Origin of the sequence: Streptomyces sp. NPDC046197 (assembly GCF_040646295.1) — a bacterium.
In the GTDB taxonomy this organism is placed as follows: Bacteria; Actinomycetota; Actinomycetes; order Streptomycetales; family Streptomycetaceae; genus Streptomyces.
The window spans coordinates 12,305-32,678 of sequence record NZ_JBEYZY010000041.1 but is presented as its reverse complement, the minus strand read 5'-3'; the positions used below and the strand labels follow the sequence as shown (position 1 = coordinate 32,678).

General features: G+C 70.7%; 21 protein-coding genes. 11 read left to right on the top strand and 10 right to left on the bottom strand.

What is annotated here, in order from left to right; genetic code table 11:
- Positions 1-74 precede the first annotated feature (74 nt).
- From AB0A61_RS35205 to AB0A61_RS35190, 4 genes are all read left to right on the top strand, one after another.
- Positions 75-764 (top strand): hypothetical protein, encoded by a 690-nt coding sequence (locus tag AB0A61_RS35205; RefSeq protein ID WP_361301764.1) that lies wholly within the window; start codon positions 75-77, stop codon positions 762-764.
- Between the two features lie 336 nt (positions 765-1,100).
- Entirely contained in the window at positions 1,101-3,332 is a 2,232-nt protein-coding gene (locus tag AB0A61_RS35200; RefSeq protein WP_361301762.1) for an RNA degradosome polyphosphate kinase, read from the top strand.
- Positions 3,313-4,431 carry a CHAD domain-containing protein gene (locus AB0A61_RS35195; RefSeq protein WP_361301759.1) on the top strand — a complete coding sequence of 373 codons (1,119 nt, stop codon included), beginning with the start codon at positions 3,313-3,315 and terminating at the stop codon, positions 4,429-4,431. The genes AB0A61_RS35200 and AB0A61_RS35195 overlap by 20 nt, the downstream gene beginning before the upstream one ends.
- 19 nt (positions 4,432-4,450) lie before the next feature.
- Positions 4,451-4,873, top strand: coding sequence for an NUDIX hydrolase (locus tag AB0A61_RS35190; RefSeq protein ID WP_361301756.1), 423 nt, complete (start codon positions 4,451-4,453; stop codon positions 4,871-4,873).
- A gap of 15 nt (positions 4,874-4,888) precedes the next feature.
- Here AB0A61_RS35190 and AB0A61_RS35185 read toward each other — a convergent pair whose 3' ends face one another.
- Positions 4,889-5,062, bottom strand: coding sequence for a hypothetical protein (locus AB0A61_RS35185; RefSeq protein ID WP_361301753.1), 174 nt, complete (start codon positions 5,060-5,062; stop codon positions 4,889-4,891).
- Positions 5,063-5,205: 143 nt separating this feature from the next.
- On the opposite strand from AB0A61_RS35185, the gene AB0A61_RS35180 reads away from it, so the two are divergent.
- Together AB0A61_RS35180 and AB0A61_RS35175 are read left to right on the top strand one after the other, a co-directional pair.
- On the top strand, positions 5,206-6,045 hold the full coding sequence (locus AB0A61_RS35180; RefSeq protein ID WP_361301750.1) for a hypothetical protein: 840 nt from the start codon (positions 5,206-5,208) through the stop codon (positions 6,043-6,045).
- Between the two features lie 104 nt (positions 6,046-6,149).
- Positions 6,150-6,326 carry a hypothetical protein gene (locus AB0A61_RS35175; RefSeq protein ID WP_361301747.1) on the top strand — a complete coding sequence of 59 codons (177 nt, stop codon included), beginning with the start codon at positions 6,150-6,152 and terminating at the stop codon, positions 6,324-6,326.
- Positions 6,327-6,367: 41 nt separating this feature from the next.
- On the opposite strand, the gene AB0A61_RS35170 is transcribed toward AB0A61_RS35175, so the two are convergent.
- The gene (locus AB0A61_RS35170) at positions 6,368-6,703 is read right to left on the bottom strand and encodes a metal-sensitive transcriptional regulator (protein WP_361301744.1); all 336 of its coding nucleotides are present in this window, start codon (positions 6,701-6,703) and stop codon (positions 6,368-6,370) included.
- Between the two features lie 194 nt (positions 6,704-6,897).
- Between AB0A61_RS35170 and AB0A61_RS35165 the strand changes: the two genes are divergently transcribed.
- The 3 genes from AB0A61_RS35165 (at position 6,898) to AB0A61_RS35155 (ending at position 8,860) form a co-directional block, all read left to right on the top strand.
- A complete protein-coding gene (locus tag AB0A61_RS35165) occupies positions 6,898-7,518 on the top strand; it encodes a DUF47 family protein (RefSeq protein WP_020269925.1) in 621 nt (206 codons plus the stop codon).
- A gap of 7 nt (positions 7,519-7,525) precedes the next feature.
- Positions 7,526-8,524: an inorganic phosphate transporter gene (locus tag AB0A61_RS35160; RefSeq protein ID WP_361301741.1), complete on the top strand. Its 999-nt coding sequence runs from the start codon at positions 7,526-7,528 to the stop codon at positions 8,522-8,524.
- A gap of 135 nt (positions 8,525-8,659) precedes the next feature.
- Positions 8,660-8,860, top strand: a complete 201-nt coding sequence (locus AB0A61_RS35155) for a DUF5988 family protein (RefSeq protein ID WP_361301738.1) — start codon at positions 8,660-8,662, stop codon at positions 8,858-8,860.
- Positions 8,861-8,965: 105 nt separating this feature from the next.
- Here the strand turns inward: AB0A61_RS35155 and pstB are convergent, their stop codons facing one another.
- From pstB to pstS, 4 genes are all read right to left on the bottom strand, one after another.
- Positions 8,966-9,742: a phosphate ABC transporter ATP-binding protein PstB gene (gene pstB / locus AB0A61_RS35150; RefSeq protein WP_361301735.1), complete on the bottom strand. Its 777-nt coding sequence runs from the start codon at positions 9,740-9,742 to the stop codon at positions 8,966-8,968.
- A gap of 77 nt (positions 9,743-9,819) precedes the next feature.
- On the bottom strand, positions 9,820-10,875 hold the full coding sequence (pstA, locus tag AB0A61_RS35145; RefSeq protein ID WP_361301732.1) for a phosphate ABC transporter permease PstA: 1,056 nt from the start codon (positions 10,873-10,875) through the stop codon (positions 9,820-9,822).
- Positions 10,872-11,876, bottom strand: coding sequence for a phosphate ABC transporter permease subunit PstC (pstC, locus tag AB0A61_RS35140; protein WP_361301729.1), 1,005 nt, complete (start codon positions 11,874-11,876; stop codon positions 10,872-10,874). Before pstC ends, pstA begins: the two co-directional genes overlap by 4 nt.
- Before the next feature lie 109 nt (positions 11,877-11,985).
- Entirely contained in the window at positions 11,986-13,122 is a 1,137-nt protein-coding gene (gene pstS / locus AB0A61_RS35135) for a phosphate ABC transporter substrate-binding protein PstS (protein ID WP_361301726.1), read from the bottom strand.
- Between the two features lie 391 nt (positions 13,123-13,513).
- On the opposite strand from pstS, the gene AB0A61_RS35130 reads away from it, so the two are divergent.
- A complete protein-coding gene (locus AB0A61_RS35130) occupies positions 13,514-15,097 on the top strand; it encodes an FAD-binding oxidoreductase (RefSeq protein ID WP_361301724.1) in 1,584 nt (527 codons plus the stop codon).
- 238 nt (positions 15,098-15,335) lie between these two features.
- Here the strand turns inward: AB0A61_RS35130 and AB0A61_RS35125 are convergent, their stop codons facing one another.
- Positions 15,336-16,034: a phosphatase PAP2 family protein gene (locus AB0A61_RS35125; RefSeq protein WP_361301721.1), complete on the bottom strand. Its 699-nt coding sequence runs from the start codon at positions 16,032-16,034 to the stop codon at positions 15,336-15,338.
- 248 nt (positions 16,035-16,282) lie between these two features.
- Positions 16,283-17,284, bottom strand: coding sequence for a bifunctional lytic transglycosylase/C40 family peptidase (locus tag AB0A61_RS35120; RefSeq protein ID WP_361301853.1), 1,002 nt, complete (start codon positions 17,282-17,284; stop codon positions 16,283-16,285).
- A gap of 96 nt (positions 17,285-17,380) precedes the next feature.
- Here AB0A61_RS35120 and AB0A61_RS35115 point away from each other — a divergent pair, with 96 nt between their 5' ends.
- Positions 17,381-18,043 carry a hypothetical protein gene (locus AB0A61_RS35115; protein ID WP_361301718.1) on the top strand — a complete coding sequence of 221 codons (663 nt, stop codon included), beginning with the start codon at positions 17,381-17,383 and terminating at the stop codon, positions 18,041-18,043.
- 389 nt (positions 18,044-18,432) lie between these two features.
- Here AB0A61_RS35115 and AB0A61_RS35110 read toward each other — a convergent pair whose 3' ends face one another.
- Both AB0A61_RS35110 and AB0A61_RS35105 read right to left on the bottom strand, forming a co-directional pair.
- Positions 18,433-19,230: a trypsin-like peptidase domain-containing protein gene (locus AB0A61_RS35110; RefSeq protein ID WP_361301715.1), complete on the bottom strand. Its 798-nt coding sequence runs from the start codon at positions 19,228-19,230 to the stop codon at positions 18,433-18,435.
- Between the two features lie 130 nt (positions 19,231-19,360).
- Positions 19,361-20,305: an oxidoreductase gene (locus AB0A61_RS35105; protein ID WP_361301712.1), complete on the bottom strand. Its 945-nt coding sequence runs from the start codon at positions 20,303-20,305 to the stop codon at positions 19,361-19,363.
- Positions 20,306-20,374: the final 69 nt, after the last annotated feature.

The window sequence follows — 20,374 nt, the reverse complement described above, 5'->3', positions numbered from 1 at the left end:
CGGCGGTACCTGACTTTCCGCGCCATGCTCCGACACCCAGGACGACCGTCACCCTCACGGTCCTCCCGTTCCTCGTGGCCGCCTGGGCGGGCGCCCTGTTCGGCCGCGAACTGGAGAGCGGCACCGCCCGGCTGGTCTGGACCCAGGGCGTCTCCCCGGCGCGCTGGACGGCGACCGCGCTCGGCGTTCCGGCCGCGCTGGTCGCCGCCGGAACGGGCCTGCTGGTCGTGCTGCACCACCTGGCGTGGCCGGCGGGCGAGGGCCGGATCGACACCGCCAAGCCCTGGTACGACGACGTGACCCTGCACAGCAACGGCCCGACGACGGTCGCCTTCGCCCTGTGCGGCCTGGCCGCCGGAGCCCTTGCCGGCCTGGTCTCGCGTCGCTCCCTGGCCGCGATCGGCGCCGCCGCCGTCCTCACGGGCGCGGTGCGCGTCACCGCCGGCCTGGCCCTGCCCCACCTGTGGCCGGCCGTCATCCGGGTCGGCAGCCTCACGACCGGCTACCCGGGCTCGGGCCTCCAGGTCGGCCAGGGCCTGGTCACCTCCACCGGTGCGCACATCCCCGATCCCGGGTGCGGCTACGGCACGGAGGCGGAGTGCCGTGCCATTCACGACAAGCTCGATGCCACCGGCTTCTACAGCACCTTTCACCCCGCCTCGCACTACTGGCCCCTGCAGCTCACCACCACGGCCCTCGTCCTGGCGCTGACCGGCCTGCTGACCCTGGCCGCCTTCACGCTGCTGCGCCGCCGCACGGCCTGAGACCGGTGTACGCACGGCCATTCGAGACATACGCGCCCACGTGCGCCGCACGCCCTGACCGCGGCACGGCCCCCGCGCCCGCGGACTTCCGCGGGCCGCCCCCCGATATCCCGCACGTCATGTCTCCGTAACCAACGATTCAGCCGGACTTGCGACGCTCGGCCAATGAAGCCCGCCGTGCCAGAGCCTTCGCCGCCCCCCGAGGGGACCGCGGGGAACGGGGTCGCTCCCGCCCACTCGCGGCCTCGGCCGAGCGGGGGCCACTCCGCCGCCGCAGTGCTCCCGCCCGCGCTGTCCGACGCGCCCGTCCCGCCTCTGGCGCGGAAGAATGGGTCCATGAGCCAGCCAGACACCCAGGCACAGGTCCAGCACGCGCAGCCCTCCGTGGGCTCCATAGCCGCCCACCGCCCGCACACCGTGGCGGCGGCGGTCTCCGACCTGGAACCCGACATCGATGCCGACCTCGACGCGTACGAGGAAGCGCAGGTTGACGGGGCACAGCTGCCACAGGGCCGGTTCCTCGACCGGGAGCGCAGCTGGCTCGCCTTCAACGAGCGCGTCCTCGAACTCGCCGAGGACCCGGAAACGCCCCTGCTCGAACGGGCCAACTTCCTGGCGATCTTCGCCAGCAACCTGGACGAGTTCTTCATGGTCCGGGTCGCCGGTCTGAAGCGCCGTATCGCCACCGGGGTCGCCACCCGGTCCGCCTCCGGACTGCAGCCGACCCAGGTGCTGGAGATGATCTGGGCCCGCTCGCGCGAGCTCATGGCCCGGCATGCCGCCTGCTTCCACGAGGACGTCGCGCCCGCCCTCGCGGAGGAGGGCATCCACCTGGTCCGCTGGGGCGAGCTCGCCGAGAAGGAGCAGGCCCGCCTGTTCACGCTCTTCCGGCACCAGATCTTCCCGGTGCTGACCCCCCTGGCGGTCGACCCGGCACACCCGTTCCCGTACATCTCCGGCCTGTCCCTGAACCTGGCCGTGGTCGTGCGCAACCCGGTCAGCGGCCACCGGCACTTCGCCCGGGTGAAGGTGCCGCCGCTGCTGTCCCGCTTCCTGGAGAGCTCCCCGGGCCGGTACGTGCCCATCGAGGACGTCATCGCCGCGCACCTGGAGGAGCTGTTCCCCGGCATGGAGGTGCTGGAGCACCACGCCTTCCGCATCACGCGCAACGAGGACCTCGAAGTCGAGGAGGACGACGCCGAGAACCTGCTCCAGGCCCTGGAGAAGGAGCTCATGCGGCGCCGCTTCGGGCCGCCGGTGCGCCTGGAGGTCGAGGAGTCCATCGACCGCGAGGTGCTCGACCTGCTGGTACGGGAGCTGAAGATCAGCGAGGCCGAGGTGTACCCGCTGCCGGGCCCCCTGGACCTCACCGGCCTCTTCCGCATCCACAGCCTCGACCGGCCCGAGCTGAAGTACCCGAAGTTCGTCGCCGGCACCCACCGCGACCTCGCCGAGGTGGAGTCGGCGTCGGCGCCGGACATCTTCGCCGCCCTGCGCAGCCGGGACGTGCTCCTGCACCACCCGTACGACTCCTTCTCGACCTCCGTCCAGGCCTTCCTGGAGCAGGCGGCCGCCGACCCCGACGTGCTCGCCATCAAGCAGACCCTGTACCGGACCTCGGGCGACTCCCCCATAGTCGACGCGCTCATCGACGCCGCCGAGTCCGGCAAGCAGGTCCTCGTCCTGGTCGAGATCAAGGCCCGCTTCGACGAGCACGCCAACATCAAGTGGGCACGCAAGCTGGAGGAGGCCGGCTGCCACGTCGTGTACGGCCTGGTCGGCCTGAAGACCCACTGCAAGCTGTCGCTGGTGGTCCGGCAGGAGGGCGACACCCTGCGGCGCTACAGCCACGTCGGCACGGGCAACTACCACCCGAAGACGGCCCGTCTGTACGAGGACCTGGGTCTGCTCACCGCCGACCCGCAGGTGGGCGCGGACCTGTCCGACCTGTTCAACCGGCTGTCGGGCTACTCGCGCCGCGAGACCTACCGGCGGCTGCTGGTCGCCCCCAAGTCCCTGCGGGACGGCCTCGTAGCGCGGATCAACAAGGAGGTCCAGCACCACCGTGCCGGGCGTCCCGCCTTCATCCGCATCAAGGTCAACTCGATGGTCGACGAGGCGATCATCGACGCCCTCTACCGCGCGTCCCAGGCAGGGGTGCCGGTCGACGTCTGGGTGCGTGGCATCTGCGCGCTGCGCCCCGGCGTGACGGGGCTGTCCGAGAACATTCGCGTACGGTCCATCCTCGGGCGCTTCCTGGAGCACTCCCGGGTCTTCGCCTTCGGCAACGGTGGCGAGCCCGAAGTGTGGATCGGCAGCGCCGACATGATGCACCGCAACCTGGACCGGCGAATCGAGGCCCTGGTCCGGGTCGTCGACCCGGCCCACCGGGCGTCGCTCAACCGGCTGCTGGAGACCGGCATGTCCGACAGCACCGCCTCCTGGCACCTGGGGCCGGACGGCGAGTGGACCAGGCACGCGACCGACGCGGACGGCCAACCCCTGCGCAACGTCCAGGAGATGCTCATAGACGCCCGGAGGCGCCGGCGTGGCACAGCAACACCTTGAACCGACGGACCCCACGGCCGGGCCGCCCGCCAAGCTCTCGGCCGCGGGGGCGCCCACCGCCGACGCCCTCGCGGGTTATCTGCGCACGCAGGCCACGGAGTTCCTCCGCGCACTGCGTCTGCACCGGGAGACCGGCGGCGCGGCGAACAACGGCTCGGAGGAGGCCGTCGACGCGGCGCGCGCCCTGCGCCGCTCGGCCCGCCGGATCAGCGGCAGTCTGCACACCTTCCGCCCCCTGCTGGAGGAGAACTGGTCGGAGGAGCTGCGGCCCGAACTGGCCTGGCTGTCGGGCACGCTGGCGCGTGAACACGCCTACCAGGGACGTCTGGAACGCCTGTTGCTGGCCCTGCACCGGCTGTCGGGCTCCACGGCACTGCCCGCCCCGCCGGCCGCCGCCGGCGTCGCCGTGGGCAGCCGCCCGGCCGGCCCCGCCGTGCCCCCGCCGCAGCCGGCCACACCGGACCGCGGCAACCTCACGGTGGGCGCGGCGAAGGCGGGCGCCCTGCTGGAACGCCAGCTGACCCTGGCCCGGACCCGAGCGCACTCCACGGCCCTGCAGGCCCTCGGATCAAGCCGCTTCCACGCCGTCGCCGACAAGGTCGCCGTCCTGGCCAGCGACGTCCCGCTCACCTCGAGCGCGGCCACCGCTGACCTGCGCCCCCTGGCAGCCGCCGCGGAGGAGCGGCTGACAGGGGCCGTGGCCGTCCTGCCGCTGGTCACCGCGGGCAGCCCGTACAACGCGGAGGCGCTGATCCACGGCCTGGCCCCGGATCCGTCCCCGCACGCGCAGGACGCGCCCTGGCACCAGGTCCGCCTGCTGCTGCGCCTGTACCGGTACGCCCGCGAGGTCCTGCACAGTGACGAGCTCGGGGGAGCCCCCGTGGACGTCCGGCTGATGACGGCCGGCCAGGCCCTCAACCGGCACCGCGACGCCTCGGAGGCGGCGGCGGCCGCGGCGGCGGCCGCCCGCACGCCGCGCATCGCCCCGGCCACGGCGTACGCGCTCGGCGTGCTCCACGCCGACCAGCGGCACGAGGTGGAGGCGGCCAGGTTCGCCTTCCAGCAGGCGTGGCAGAAGCAGACGGTCAACGCTCCCTGAGGAAGCGGTGAGGCAACCGGTGACTCGCACGAAGGAACCCGTCGTCCGCGCGGCCGGCTGCGTCCTGTGGCGTCGTTCGCCGGTGGACGGGGCACTCGAACTGTGCCTCGTCCACCGGCCGAAGTACGACGACTGGTCCTGGCCCAAGGGCAAGCTCAAGCGCGGCGAGGACCCGCTCGCGGGAGCCCTGCGCGAGGTCGCGGAGGAGACGGGCTGCACCGCGGTCCCGGGCGCCGAGCTCAGCACCCTGCGCTACATGGCCAACGGCCGCCTCAAGCAAGTGCGTTACTGGGCGGCCGAGGCCACCGGGTGCCGTTTCACGCCGAGCGACGAGGTGGACCGCATCCTCTGGCTGTCCCCCGCGGCCGCCCGCAGCCGTCTGACCCAGTACCGCGACCGGGAACTGGTCGACGAACTGCTGACCACGCTGCGCCTGGCCTGACGGCACGCACCCCGCTCAGCCGCCCGCCTGGTGCCCCGCGGCGTCCGCGCGGGCCAGGCTGCGGGCCCGCCGGGCCGGGCCGCGCCAGCCGCAGCTGCAGCAGGCAAGACAGAAACGGCCCTGTTCGACGGTGGTCGTGCGGTGTTCCTGATCTGCCCCGGCAGGGCCGAGCCCCTCCTGCTGCGCCACGCCGACAACGTTACCCACACTGGGTAAACAGCTCGTATCCCCTCCCCAGGGCCGGTTCGGCGCGTGACGGGGGCCACCTACCCGTCGTTAACCGGAACGACAGGGGGCCCGTGACAGACGTAGCGGCTGGGGGTAGGCAGGCGATGGCGGAGCGGCGGCAGAGGCGACGGGCGAGCGGGGCACTGCTCACGGCGGGGCTCCTGGTCTGCGGGGGCGCCACCGGATGCTCCGGCAGCGGTGCCGCCGCCGAGGACGCGCGAGCCGCGGCCGACCCGGTGCAGACGCTGCGCCAGGCCGCCGACGCGCTGCTGGCGGCGGGCAGTTCCCAGACCCGTACGTCGATGGAGATGGCCACCGGCGGGACCCGGGTGACGATCCGCGGCGAGGGCGCCTACGACTTCCGCAGCCAGCTCGGACGGCTGACGGTGGTGCTGCCGCAGGACCCGGCCGGAACCCCCGAGCACCGGCCGATCACCGAACTCCTCGCCCCGGGCGCCCTGTTCATGAAGAACCGGGGCGCGGGCGTGCCGGCCGACAAGTGGGTACGGGTCGACACGGCCACGCTCTCCGACGGCAACCTCGTCACCGGCGGCGCCACCGACCCGTTCGCCGCCGCCGAGGTGCTGCGCGGGACGCGCACGGCGTCGTACGTCGGGGCGACCGAGGTGGCGGGGGTCGCGGTGCGCCACTACCGCGGCACCGCGGACCTGGCACTGGCGGCGCACAGTGCCACGGATGCCGACGAGGCGGCGTTGCGGGCGGCGGCGAAAGGGTTCGCCACGGCGGATGTCCCGTTCGACGTGTATCTCGACGACCAGGGACGCATCCGCAAGATCCGGCAGCGCTTCAGCTTCGTGAACGGGCAGCAGAAGGGCACCGTGGCGGTCTTCTCGACGACGCTGCTGTACGCCTTCGGGACCCCCGTGACCGTGACACTGCCGCACTCGAAGGACATCTACGCCGGGCGCGTCGCCGAGAAGTGAGGCGAGAAGTGAGGCGAGAAATGACCGGCGAACTAGCCCTTCCGTGCCATGCGCGGTGTGTAGGCCGCTCCCTACTCTAGGAAGTCGGTAACAGCAGAGAAGAGGTGACGCACGTGGCTCCGGTCGGCGGTACGGCAGTTCAGGACCACGTGGCCCTCGCCGAGATCGAGCTGTGCGGAGAACTGATCATCGCGGCCTCGGCGGCCGACGAGCGGCTCAGTCTGGAAAGCATCGACGAGGTCCTGAGGGTGGCCGAGGAGCGGGACGCCTCCGGCGGCTGAAACCCGACCAGGCAGGCGCCGGGCGGCCGGCCCGCCCGGCGTCAGGTGCGCAGCAGCCGCCCGATCGCCTTCGTGGCCTCCTCCACCTTGGCGTCGATCTCGGAGCCCCCCTTGAGGGCCGCGTCGGCCACGCAGTGGCGCAGGTGTTCCTCCAGCAGCTGCAGGGCGAAGGACTGCAGCGCCTTGGTGGAGGCGGACACCTGGGTGAGTATGTCGATGCAGTAGACGTCCTCGTCGACCATCCGCTGCAGCCCGCGGATCTGGCCCTCGATCCGGCGCAGCCGCTTGAGGTGCTCGTCCTTCTGCTCGTGGTACCCGTGCGTGGCGTGCCCGGTCGCCCCGGAGGACGCCGCCGCGCCGGCCTCGGTGGTCGTCATCGAGTCCTCCCGTTGCGGATACATACCCCTGCCGGGTATATGGTAACGAACTTTGCCGGGTACAGGACCCTTGGCCTGCCCCCGTGCGGAGCACCATGCCTGATGGGCGACACTGGGGGACGGCCCCTTAGCCGTGGCCGGATGATGCCCTTAGCATCACCCTGACCGAAACCGAAGCACCCCGAGGACCCCACGTGCGCTTTCGTCTGACCCCCAGGGAGACGAGCTTCTATGACATGTTCGCCGCCTCCGCGGACAACATCGTCACCGGCTCGAAACTCCTGATGGAACTGCTCGGGGCGGACGCATCCGCCCGGGCCGAGATCGCAGAGCGTATGCGGGCAGCGGAACACGCGGGTGACGACGCCACGCACGCGATCTTCCACCAGCTGAACTCCTCGTTCATCACACCCTTCGACCGCGAGGACATCTACTCCCTCGCGTCGTCCCTCGACGACATCATGGACTTCATGGAGGAGGCCGTCGACCTGGTCGTCCTCTACAACGTCGAGGAACTGCCCAAGGGCGTCGAACAGCAGATCGAGGTCCTGGCCCGGGCGGCGGAGCTGACCGCGGAGGCCATGCCGCACCTGCGCACCATGGAGAACCTCACCGAGTACTGGATCGAGGTGAACCGTCTGGAGAACCAGGCGGACCAGATCCACCGCAAGCTCCTGGCGCACCTGTTCAACGGCAAGTACGACGCGATCGAGGTCCTCAAGCTCAAGCAGATCGTGGACGTGCTGGAAGAGGCGGCGGACGCCTTCGAGCACGTGGCCAACACGGTGGAGACCATCGCGGTCAAGGAGTCCTGAGGCGTCCATGGACACCTTTGCCCTGATCCTGACCATCCTGGTCGCGCTCGGTTTCGCCTACACCAACGGCTTCCACGACTCCGCGAACGCCATCGCCACTTCGGTCTCGACGCGCGCGCTCACCCCGCGGGCGGCGCTGGCCATGGCGGCCGTGATGAACCTCGCCGGTGCGTTCCTCGGCAGCGGGGTCGCCAAGACGGTCAGTGAAGGCCTGATCCAGACCCCCTCGGGCGGCAAGGGGATGGGGATCCTCTTCGCGGCGCTGCTCGGCGCCATCGTCTGGAACCTGGTCACCTGGTACTTCGGCCTGCCCTCCTCCTCGTCGCACGCGCTGTTCGGAGGACTGGTGGGTGCGGCGCTGGCGGGCGGTACGACCGTGTACTGGTCCGGAGTGCTGGACAAGGTCGTCACCCCGATGTTCCTGTCGCCGGTGGTCGGCGTGATCGTCGGCTATCTGGTGATGACGGCGATCATGTGGATCTTCCGCCGGGCCAACCCGCACAAGGCCAAACGCGGCTTCCGCATAGCGCAGACGGTGTCCGCGGCCGGCATGGCCCTCGGCCACGGTCTGCAGGACGCCCAGAAGACCATGGGCGTCGTGGTGATGGCGCTGGTCATCGCCGACGTCGAGAAGTACGGGCAACCGATCCCGGTGTGGGTGAAGCTGGTCTCCGCGCTGATGCTCTCGCTGGGCACCTACGCGGGCGGGTGGCGCATCATGCGCACCCTGGGCCGCAAGATCATCGAGCTGGACCCGCCGCAGGGGTTCGCGGCGGAGACGACGGGTGCGTCGATCATGTTCACGACGGCCTTCCTGTTCAAGGCGCCGATCTCGACGACCCATGTGATCACCTCCGCGATCATGGGCGTGGGCGCCACCAAGCGGCTGAACGCCGTGCGCTGGGGCGTCGCGAAGAACATCGTCCTGGGCTGGTTCATCACCATGCCGGCGGCCGCGATCGTGGCGGCCTGCTCCTTCTGGCTGATCGACCTGGCCGTCCTGTAGTCCCCCGCCTGCCCGCCGCGCCACCGGGGCGGACGTCCCCAGGGCGCCGCCCCCGGACGCCCTCCGGGCGCCGCTCGCACACCGCCCGGACGCCGCTCGAGATGCGGTCGGCACCGGTGTGGCAAGACTGGAGTCATGACTACCAAGGCACTCCTCGAAGGCGGCCCGCAGGACCTGGCAGGCACCGTCGTGCCGATCGTTCCGCCGGGTCAGGAACTCAAGATTCCGCACTCCGGGGGATACGAGCACTACAAGGTCACCTCGCGCCACGAGGACAGCGACGAGGGACGGGTCACCGTGTACCAGTGGTGGGAGCGGACCGAAGTCGCCGAGTGAAGGAAACGCACGGGCCCGCCCCCGGGAGCCAGGGGCGGGCCCTTTGCGTCCTCGCGGTGGCACCGCCATGCAGCACCGCGAGGGGTTCTCGGACGAACCGCCGGATCAGCCGAAGCGGCCCGAGATGTAGTCCTCCGTCGCCTGGACGGACGGGTTGGAGAAGATGCGCTCGGTGTCGTCGATCTCGATCAGCCGGCCCGGCTGGCCGACCGCCGCCAGGTTGAAGAACGCGGTACGGTCCGAGACGCGCGCCGCCTGCTGCATGTTGTGCGTCACGATGACGATCGTGAACCGTTCCTTCAGCTCACCGATCAGGTCCTCGATGGCGAGCGTCGAGATCGGGTCCAGGGCCGAGCAGGGCTCGTCCATCAGCAGGACCTTCGGCTCGACCGCGATCGCCCGGGCGATGCACAAACGCTGCTGCTGACCGCCTGACAGGCCCGCGCCGGGCTTGTTCAGGCGGTCCTTCACCTCGTTCCAGAGGTTGGCGCCCTTGAGCGACCTCTCGACGACGTCGTTCAGCTCGCTCTTCTTGTAGTTGCCGTTCAGCCTGAGGCCCGCCGCCACGTTGTCGAAGATCGACATCGTGGGGAAGGGGTTCGGACGCTGGAAGACCATGCCCACCTCGCGGCGGACGGAGACCGGGTCGACCCCGGCGCCGTACAGGTCCTCGTCGTCCAGGAGCACCTTGCCCTCGACCCGGCCGCCCGGGGTGACCTCGTGCATACGGTTCAGGGTCCGCAGGAACGTCGACTTGCCGCAGCCGGACGGCCCGATGAACGCGGTCACCGAGCGCGGCTCGACCGTCATCGAGATGTCCTCGATCGCCTTGTGGGAGCCGTAGTACGCGGTCAGTCCGCTTACGTCGATTCGCTTGGCCATGACTACTTCTTCACTTCCAGTCTTCGGTCGCCGTTGGCCGCGTCAGCGACCGGTGGCGCGGCGGTAGCCGCAAATTGTTAGCGCGGGGCCTTCCAGCGGGCGATGCCGCGGGCCACCAGGTTCAGGATCATCACGAAGGCGATGAGGGTGAGGGCCGCTGCCCAGGCACGGTCGTAGGCCGCGCCGGAGCCCGAGCTGTTCGCGTACTGCTGGTAGATGTACAGCGGCAGCGAGGCCTGCGGGTCCTTGAAGGGGTTGGTGTTGATGAAGTTCGTACCCCAGACCAGCAGCAGCACGGGAGCGGTCTCACCGGTGATGCGCGCGATCGCGAGCATCACGCCCGTGGCGATACCGCCGATCGAGGTCGGCAGGACCACCTTGAGGATGGTGCGCCACTTCGGTACGCCCAGCGCGAGGGAGGCCTCGCGCAGCTCGTTCGGGACGAGCTTGAGCATCTCCTCGGTGGAGCGGACCACCACGGGCATCATCAGGATCGCCAGGGCGAGCGAACCGGCGAAGCCGGAGTAGCCCATCTTGAGGATCAGGATCCAGAAGCTGAGGACGAAGAGGCCGGCGACGATCGAGGGAATGCCGGTCATGACGTCGACGAAGAAGGTCACGGCGCGGGCGAGCTTGCCCCGCCCGTACTCGACCAGGTAGATCGCGGTGAGCACACCGACCGGCACGGCGATCAGGGTGGCCAGGCCGACCTGCTCCAGGGTGCCGAGCAGGGCGTGGTAGATGCCGCCGCCCGGCTGGGTGTCGGCGACACCGGCCATCGAGTGGCTCAGGAAGTAACCGTTGAGGACCTTCACACCGCGCTTGACGGTCTCCCACACCAGGGAGGCCAGCGGAACCACGGCGATGATGAAGCTGACCCAGACCAGACTGGTCGCGATGCGGTCCCTGGCCTGCCTGCGGCCCTCGACACGGGCCGCGATGACATAGGTGCCGAGGACGGCGAGGATGCCGGCGATCAGGCCCCACTGGACCTTGCTCTGCAGGCCGGCGGCCAGACCGATGACCACGGCGACGGCGACGGAGCCCGCGATGACCGCCCACGGGAACCACTTGGGGAGGGTGGCGCCGCGCAGCGAGCCGGCGCGCTCTTGGGTGACGGCTGGCGAGGTCATGCGTTGGCCCCCGAGTACTCCTTGCGGCGGTTGATGATCATGCGGGCCGCGCCGTTGACGACCAGGGTGATCACGAACAGGACGAGACCGGAGGCGATCAGGGCGTCCTGGCCGAACTCGGTGGCCTCGTTGAACTTGCTCGCGATGTTCTGGGCGAAGGTGCCGCCGCCCGGGTCGAGCAGGCTGGCCTGGATGTCGAAGGTCGGGGAGAGCACGGTGGCGACGGCCATGGTCTCGCCGAGGGCGCGGCCGAGGCCGAGCATCGAGGCGGAGATCACGCCGGAGCGGCCGAAGGGCAGCACCGACATGCGGATGACCTCCCAGCGCGTCGCGCCGAGGGCCAGGGCTGCCTCCTCGTGCATGCGCGGGACCTGGCGGAAGACCTCACGGCTCACGTTGGTGATGATCGGCAGGATCATGATCGCGAGCAGGATGCCGACGGTCAGCAGCGAGCGCGGGGCACCGCCCTGCCAGGACAGGAAGCCGGTCCAGCCCAGGTAGTCGTTCAGCCAGCCGTACAGGCCGTTGAGGTGCGGCACCAGGACGAGGGCGCCCCACAGGCCGTAGACGATCGACGGTACGGCGGCCAGCAGGTCGATCACGTAGGAGATCGGGCCGCTGAGGCGGCGCGGGGCGTAGTGCGTGAGGAACAGCGCGATGCCCACCGCGATCGGCACGGCGATGGCCATGGCGACGATCGAGGAGACGATCGTGCCGAAGGCCAGCACGGCGATGCCGAACTGGGGCGGCAGGATGCCGGTGTTCCACTCGAAGGTGGTGAGGAAGCTGCCGTGGTCCTTGCTGATGGCGAGGGAGGCACGGTAGGTGAGGAAGACCGCGATCGCGGCCATGATCACCAGCAGCAGGATGCCCGACCCGCGGGAGAGACCGAGGAAGATGCGGTCACCGGGTCGGGTTTTGCCGCGGGCGGCCCGCCGGTGTGTGGTCGGGCCCGGCTGTGAGGCGGGGGGTGGAGCGTCATTCTGTGTGGATATGTCCATCGGGGTCTCCGGTCTGCGGAACCGTGACTCGGGTTACGGCTCCTGGCGGCGGTGCACCGGACGGTGCGGCCCGGTCCCGTCACGGACGGGACCGGGACCGCACTTCAGTTCAGCTCAGGCCGGCGATGGTGGTGCGGACCTTGGCGATGATCTCGTCGGGGATCGGCGCGTAGGAGGCGTTGGTCAGCAGCTTCTGACCGTCCTCGGACGCCGTGTAGTTCAGGAACGCCTTGACCGTCGGCAGCGTGGCGGCCTTGTTGCCCTTGTCGCAGACGATCTCGTAGGTGACCAGAGCGAGCGGGTAGGCACCCGCCTCGGTCGGCTCGTAGTTCAGCTTAAGGGCAAGGTCCTTGCCGGCCCCGACGACCTTGGCGGAGGCGATCGCCTTGGTGGCGTTGTCGACGGTGGCCTTGGCCGGGGTGGCGGCGCCGGTCTTCAGGTCGACGGTCTTGATGCCGTCGGCGGCGTAGGAGAGCTCGAAGTAGGAGATCGCACCCGGGGTCTGCTTCACCTGCTGGGCGAGGCCGGAGGAGCCCTGTGCGGACTGGCCGCCCTTGGCCTGCCAGGCCTTGCCGCCCGTGTACGGCCAGTCGCTCTTGGCGGTGGCGATCAGGTACTTGGTGAAGTTGTCCGTGGTGCCGGACTCGTCGGAGCGGTGGAACGCCTGGATCTTGAGGTCGGGCAGCTTGGCGCTCGGGTTGAGCTTCTTGATCGCCGCGTCGTTCCAGTTGGTGATCTTGCCGTTGAAGATCTTGGCGATGGTGGCCGGGTCGAGGACCAGGCTGTCCACGCCGGGAACGTTGAAGCCGACCGCGATCGGGCCGCCGACCATGGGCAGGTCGATGGCCTGGCCGCCGGAGCAGACCGACTTGGACTTGGTGATCTGCTCCGGCTTCAGCGGGGAGTCGGAGCCGGCGAACGCGGTCTGGCCCTGCAGGAAGGCGGTGACACCCGCACCCGAACCGGTCGGGTTGTAGTTGATCTGCACGCCCTTGCAGGCGCCGCCGAACTGCGTCGTCCACGCGTCGATGGCGTTCTTCTGCGCCGAGGAACCGGAAGCCTGCAGCTGGCCCTTGGCGTTGTCGCACTTGACCGAGCTCGGCGCCGCGGCGGCGGACGAGCTGCTGCCGCCGCTGCCACCGTTGCTGCTGTTGTTGTCGGAGCCGCACGCCGTGAGGGCCAGGGCGCCGGAGGCGGCGAGAGCGCCGAGAGCGAGAGCCCGCCGGTTCTTGCGCTGAAGCTTCACTTGAGGGATTTCCTTCCAGTTGCCGCCGTCCTGATCGGCGGCGTGCGAAGTGTGAGCGATACGAGCGCGACGACAGGCGCACCCGCACCGGGTAGGGCCGAAATTAGGCAGAAGAGGTGACGTGGCCGATGGGCGGAAGTGAACGGCGGGTGAACCCCTGCCGTCGGTGCGGTGAGGTCACGGAATGCTTACGGGGAGGGCACGTGGAGGTTCCGGCGAATGGATCACGGATGCCCTCGTTCACGCCCCTCGATGCCGTCTCTCCGGCACCGGTGGACCACCGCGGGAGCCCCGTACACATTTTCGTCCCCCTGGCAGAATTTCGACCCCCTGGAACCTCCCGGGGCCGGGCGATCGTCTCGATCCACGGGAGTCGACAGGAGGCACAGACATGGAACGGCGTGCGTTCATGGGGGCCGGCGCGGCCGCGGTCGCGGCGATCACCACCGCCGCGTGCAACGGCAGCAAGGCCGGGAGCGCCACCGGGGCGGCCCGGACCCAGGCTACCGGCGGCACGACGTCCGCTGCGTCCTCCGGTACGGGACTGAAGACGGCGAACGCCGGGGCCGCCGCGAACTGGACCGCGCTCGCCCGCGACCTGGACGGCGCCCTGCTCCGCCCCGGCGACGCCTCCTGGACCACGGCCCACCAGCTCTACAACACCCGCTTCGACACGCTGAAGCCCGCGGCCGTCGCCTACGCGGCACACGCGGACGACATCCGTACCACCCTGTCGTACGCCCGTGCCCACAACATCCGCGTGGCGATCCGCAACGGCGGCCACTCCTACGCGGGCTGGTCCTCGGGGGACGGCCGGCTGATCGTCGACGTCTCCAGGCTGAACCAGGTCCGCGCCGGCGGCGGCACCGCGGTGGTCGGCGCCGGGGCCAAGCTGATCGACGTCTACCGCGGGCTCGCCGCCAAGGGCGTGACGATACCGGCGGGCTCCTGCCCGACGGTGGGCGTCTCCGGCCTGGTGCTGGGCGGCGGCCACGGCGTGGTCTCCCGCGCCTACGGACTGACCTGCGACAGCCTGACCCAGGCGACCCTGATCACCGCGGACGGCAGGCAGCTGACCGCGAACGCCACCGAGAACAAGGACCTCTTCTGGGCGCTGCGCGGCGCGGGCAACGGCAACTTCGGCGTGGTCACCGAGCTGCAGTTCCGGACCCACCCCGCGCCCCAGGCCGTGTCGGCGTACCTCACCTGGCCGTGGGCGAAGGCCGCCGCGGTGATCCAGGCCTGGCAGGCGTGGGGCCCCGACCAGCCGGACGAGATCTGGTCGTCCCTGCACCTGGCGAACACGCCCGGCGGCACCCCGACGGTCTCGGTGGCCGCCTTCTCCCTGGGCACCTACGGCGAACTCCAGAACGCGGTGGACCGCCTGGCCGCCAAGGTCGGCGCCCGCGCGAGCAGCGTCTCGCTCCGGCGCCACACCTACGAGCAGGCCATGGAGGCCTACGCCGGCTGCTCGTCCTTCCCGACGGACGCGCAGTGCCACCTGCCCGGCTCCACCCCGGGCCGCTCCCCGCAGGGCAGGCTGGGCCGGGAGACGTACGCGGCCCGGTCGGACTTCTTCGACCGTTCCATATCGGCGGCCGGCATCCAGACGCTGCTGTCCCAGATGCGGTCGGTGCGGGGCGGCGCGGGCAGCATCGCGTTCACCGCGCTCGGCGGAGCGGTCAACCGGGTCTCCCCCACGGCGACGGCCTTCGTGCACCGCCGCTCCCGCATGCTGGCCCAGTACATAGCCTCCTGGGGCGCCGGCGGCAGCGGTGCGACGGCCCAGTCCTGGCTGACGTCGGCCCACGGCGCCATGAAGCCGTACGCCTCCGGCGCCGCCTACCAGAACTACACCGACCCGACCCTGACCGACTGGCGCAAGGCCTACTACGGGGACGCGGCCACCCGCCTCACCAAGCTGAAGCAGCAGTACGACCCCAACCGCTTCTTCTCGTACCCGCAGGGGCTGTGACCCGGCCGCGGCCAGCCACGCCGCCGGGGCGGCACGGGCGCGCGGCGACACGGACCGGCGCGGCGACACGGACGGGCGCGGCGACACGGACCGGCGCGGCGACACAGACGGGCGCGGCGACACGGACCGGCGCGGCGACACAGACGGGCGCGGCGACACGGACCGGCGCGGCGGCACCCCGCAGGCGCGGGTGGGTGAGTGAACCACCGGGCTCCGGCCGCAGCCCCGGCCCACCCGGCTACGCGGCCAGGTCGCGCTCCTCGGCCGACGCCCGCTCCTCGGCCCGCGTACCGGAGACCACTCTCGCCCCCGGATGCCGCCGCCGCACGATCCACCCGCCCCACGCCGACCCCTCGACCGCCTTCAGCACCGGCGTCAGCAGGGCCATGGCCGCCGGTGACAGCAGCAGCGCGACCGCCGTACCGAGGGCGAACCCGCCGATCACGTCCGTCGGATAGTGCACCCCCATGTACACCCGGCAGAAGCCCTCCAGCAGCGCGAGCCCGATCCCCACCAGCCCGAACCGCCGGTTGGCGACGAACAGTCCGACCGCCATCGCCATGGTGATCGTCGCGTGGTCGCTCACGAACGAGTAGTCGGTCTTCCCGGACACCAGGACGTCCAGCCCCTGATGGTCGAGGAAGGGGCGGGGCCGCTCGACGAATCCCCGTATCGGCACGTTGACGAGTACCGCGATCCCGGCCGCGAGCGGTGCCCACACCAGGGCGGCGACGGACGGCGCCGCGTTCTCACCGCCCCGCCGCCGCACGGACCACCAGCACCACAGCACCAGCAGCACCATGGCGAGCAGCAGCCCGTACTCGCCGACGTACTCCATGACCCGGTCGAACCAGTGCGGCGCGTCCTTGGCCAGGCCGTTGATGTCGTAGAGCAGGTCGACGTCGGGGTTCGACCCGGATTCGGCGAGTCCAGCCATCGTGCTGCGGCCCCTTCGTCGTGTCCTTCCGGGCGCACCCAGTGTGCGCCGCTCCTGCCACCCCCGTGGTTGTAGATCCGCTTCCGCTGCACGCGCGTGCGACACGCGCTCCGTTCGACGTCCGCTTGGCTACGTCAACAGGAACGCACGACCCTGATTAATACGTTCCACACTCCACCGAATGATCACGCAGACGTTATCGAAGAGAGACTCATCACCGCAGCTCAGGGGGCGGGTTCACGCTCGGTTCACACCGAGGTGGGGAGCGCTTTCGCGCCATCTTCGGTGACCCGGGTGGCCCCGAAGTAGTCCGGTGTGTCGATCGGGTCGAACCTGATCACGGCACCGGGTCTGGGTGCGTCGATCATGTATCCGCCGCCGACGTAGATGCCCACGTGCCGGATGGCCCGGGAGTTGGTCAGGTCGTCCGAGAAGAACACCAGGTCGCCCGGGAGCAGTTCGGCCCGCCTCGGGTGCGGCCCCGCGTTGTACTGGTCGTTGGCGACCCGGGGCAGGGTGACTCCCACCCTCTGGTAGGCGGCCTTGGTCAGCCCCGAACAGTCGAACCGTCCGCCCTGGTCGGCGGTCCCGTCGCCGCCCCACAGATAGGGCGTGCCGAGCTTGGCCTGCGCGTAGGAAATGGCCCCGGCGGCCTGCTCGGAGGGGTCCACCCGGGTGACGGGGGCGGCGAAGCTCTTCGACAGCGTCGTGATCGTCTTCACGTAGTTCTGGGTCTCCGCGTACGGCGGCACACCCCTGTACCTGATGACCGCGTCCGCCCCGGCGTTGTACGCCGCGAGCATGTTCTGCGTGACGTTGCCCGGCACGGTCTTCACGTAGGACGACAGCTCGCAGTCGTACGAAGCGGCCGACGGAATCGCGTCATTCGGGTCCCACACGTCGCGCCTGCCGTCGCCGTTGCCGTCGATGCCGTGGGTGGCCCAGGTGCCCGGGATGAACTGCGCTATCCCCTCGGCCGCGGCCGGGCTCCTGGCGCTCGGGTTGAACCCGCTCTCCTGGTACAACTGGGCGGCGAGGAGCGCCGGGTTGAGGGCGGGACACAGATTGCCCCACCTCTGCACGAGGGCCTGATAGGCGGCCGGAACGGCCCCCTTGGCCAGGGCGACGCTGCCGCCGCCCACGCCGTTGACGAGGTTCCCGGCGACGACGTAGACGCCGACGACGAGCAGCATCACGAAGGCGAGCCCGGAGCCGACGGCGGCGATCGCTACGATCCATGCCTTACGCACCGTCAACCGCCCCTCTCCGCCCGGGAGTCCGCCGACCGTCAGTGTAGAGGCGGCCCTCGCGCTTCCGGGTGATCACACACAAGGAGAAAACCGCACGTGGCAACGCCGCACCCCGCCCCGCAACCGTCCCCGGGCAACCCCTACGCGGCACAAGGCGGTTACGCGCCAAACCCGTCCGGACACCCGGCCCCCGCCCCGCATCCGGCGTACGGCGGGTACGGACAGCCGGGCGGACCCGCCCCGGCCGGCGCACCCCAGCAGGCGCCCGCACCGTACCCGCAGGCTCAGCCCCAGGGCGCACCGTACGCCCAGGGGTACGGTGCTGCGGGCCAGGCCCCGGCCCCCGGTCCCGGCTTCCCTGCGGCTCCCGCCCCCGGATGCCGGATATGCGGCGCGGCACCGGCCGCCGACATCACCGTCCGTCAGCACACTGGTCTGCTGGTCGCGATGCGCTTCAGCAAGATGGAAGGCCCCTTCTGCCGTACCTGCGGGACCGCCATCCACCGGGACATGACGGCGAAGACCCTGGCGGGCGGCTGGTGGAGCCCCGTCTCGCTGATCCTGTTCGCTCCGCTCACGCTGCTGTGGAACCTGTTCGTCCACCTCAGGCTGGCCAAGCTGCCGCACCCGTCGCCGTCCCCGACCGGGGTCGTCATGGATCCCGGCCTGCCCCTTGCCCGCCGCCCGCTCAGCTACGTACCGCTGGCCCTGCCGGCGATCTGGCTCATCACCATCGTGGCGGTGCTGGGGGGCCGCTAGGGGGTGTCGTTTGGATCACCGCGGATCAGGCCGCGGCGCATGGTGCGGTGCATCGCAAGGCGGAGCATCACCCGCGTACCGGGCCTACTCGGGTGATGCGACAACGCGGCGAGGTGCCGTGCCAGGCGTCGCGGACCCGCGGTGATCCACACGACACCACCCAGGGCCTGTCCGGCGGAGCATGCCGGAATCGCGGCGCAGGAGCGTTGTCAACGCGGGCTGGGCCGGGGTGCGCCGCCCAGCGCCAGGGCACCCGGCCGAGCCGGCGGTCTGCGGCAGAGGAAGGCCGTGAGGTCACCCGGTACGACCAACGGCCCGCGGCAGAGAATGGCTGCCAGATCACCCTGTCGGGCCAACAACCGGGCGGCGGACGGCCGCCGGAGTGCTCCTCATGGATCGGCCGCCGCGTCCTTGTACAGCTCCGCCGCGTTCCTGCCGAGGACGACGCTGTACGAGGTGTCCGGGGTGAGCCCGCCCTCCTCGTGCCCGCCCAGCACCCCGACGACCTGGTGCTCCCCGTTGATCCAGGGGCTGCCACTGGTGCCGGCCGTGAACTCCGGGCAGTCGATGCGCTGCTGGGTGGTGCTGTGCGGCTGGGGCTTGTTGGTGCAGCTGATGGGCTGCTCGCGGGTGTCGGGGTAGCCGGTGAGCGTCACGGCGGTTGCGCCGGTCGTGGCACCGGTGACGAAGCGGTTGGCCCCGACGACGTCCTCCACGCTCCTGCCGGCCTGCGGCGCGATGATGCCGAAGGCCAGGTCGCTGTCCTCGTCCTGGTCCTTGGACCAGCTGTCCGGCATGAAGCGTCTTTTGACCCTCCACAGCCCGTACGGCGCCTTCCCATCCCGGTATCCGGGCGCGAACACCAAGTCGTCGCCGTCACCCAGACAGTGGGCGGCAGTGACGATGAGGTTCCGGTTGGGGCCGTCCACGACGGAGGCGGTGCAGAAGTGGTTGCCGTTGAGGTCGTCGGCCTTGTCCGCATGGAACAGCGCTCCGACCCGCGCGCTCTGCGGCGTCGAGGTGGTCACGGCGGTGACGCCGAGAGGGCCGGGCCCGTCGTCCGCGGCCGCGACGGAGGCCGAGGTCGCGGCCAGCAACACCAAGGCAGAGAACAGCGCGTACTGCCGGGTGACGGCACGGGGACGGGCGTGATGTGCGGGGCCGTTGGAACCTGAGGTGCGCTTCATCAGCCCCCACTTTGTCTCATGAAGGTGAGAAACGGGTTACGACTTCACTGAGATTTTCCCGAGAACCCCCGTTCACCGCACCAGGAGCCCCGGGCCACCCAGGAGATCGCTTACCCGCTCCAGGCCGGAATCATCGGCCCCGCCCCGCCTCCGCCGCAAGGGGGAAGCACACTCCCGTCAGCTCCTGCGACGCCGTCCACAGCCGGGCGGCCGCGACCGGGTCGCTGGCTGCCGGGGTACGGCCGACCAGGGTCGGGGCGCCGCGCATCTCACCCAGGCCGCTCGGACCCACGTAGCTCGCGCCGGGCAGGTCCTGGGTCGCCGCGTAGAGGGTCGGCAGGGCGCCCGCCTTGTCGTCCTGGGCCAGGAACCTGTTGCCGACCTGCATGCCCACGCGCACAACCGGGTTGGCGGTGTGGCTCTGCAGGTTGGTGGCCGCCCAGCCGGGGTGGGCCGCCAGGGCGCGGACCCGTGATCCGGCCCCCGTCAGGCGGCGCTGGAGCTCCAGGGTGAAGAGCAGGTTCGCCAGCTTGGACTGGGCGTACGCCCGTTGGGGTGTGTAGCGCGCAGTCAGGTTCAGGTCGTCGAAGTGGATCACGTTGTCGCCCCAGCGGTGGGCGCCCGAGGAGACCGTGACCACGCGGTCGGTGATGTGCGGCAGGAGCAGGTTCGTCAGCGCGAAGTGGCCCAGATGGTTCGTGCCGAACTGCATCTCGAAGCCGTCCTTGGTCTGCTGCCTCGGGAGCATCATGACGCCCGCGTTGTTGATCAGCACGTCCAGCGGGTCCGTCCAGGTGTCGGCGAAGTCGCGGACGGAGGCCAGGTCGGCCAGGTCCAGCCGGCGGACCTCCGTACTGCCGGGCACCCGGCCCGCGGCGGCACGGCCGCGCTCCAGGTCCCGTACGGCGAAGACGACATGGGCGCCCGCGCGGGCGAGCGCGTCGGCGGCCGCGAAGCCGATGCCGCTGTTGGCGCCGGTGACCACGGCCGTACGGCCGGCGAGGTCGGGGAGGTCGGCCGCGCTCCAGCGGTGGGTGCGACCGGATGTGCTCTGTTTTCCGGGGTGAGTAGCCATGCCCGGCAATGTAGACGTCGCCAACAATGCTGTCAACGACAACAATGGTGGCGATGCCAACTATGCTGG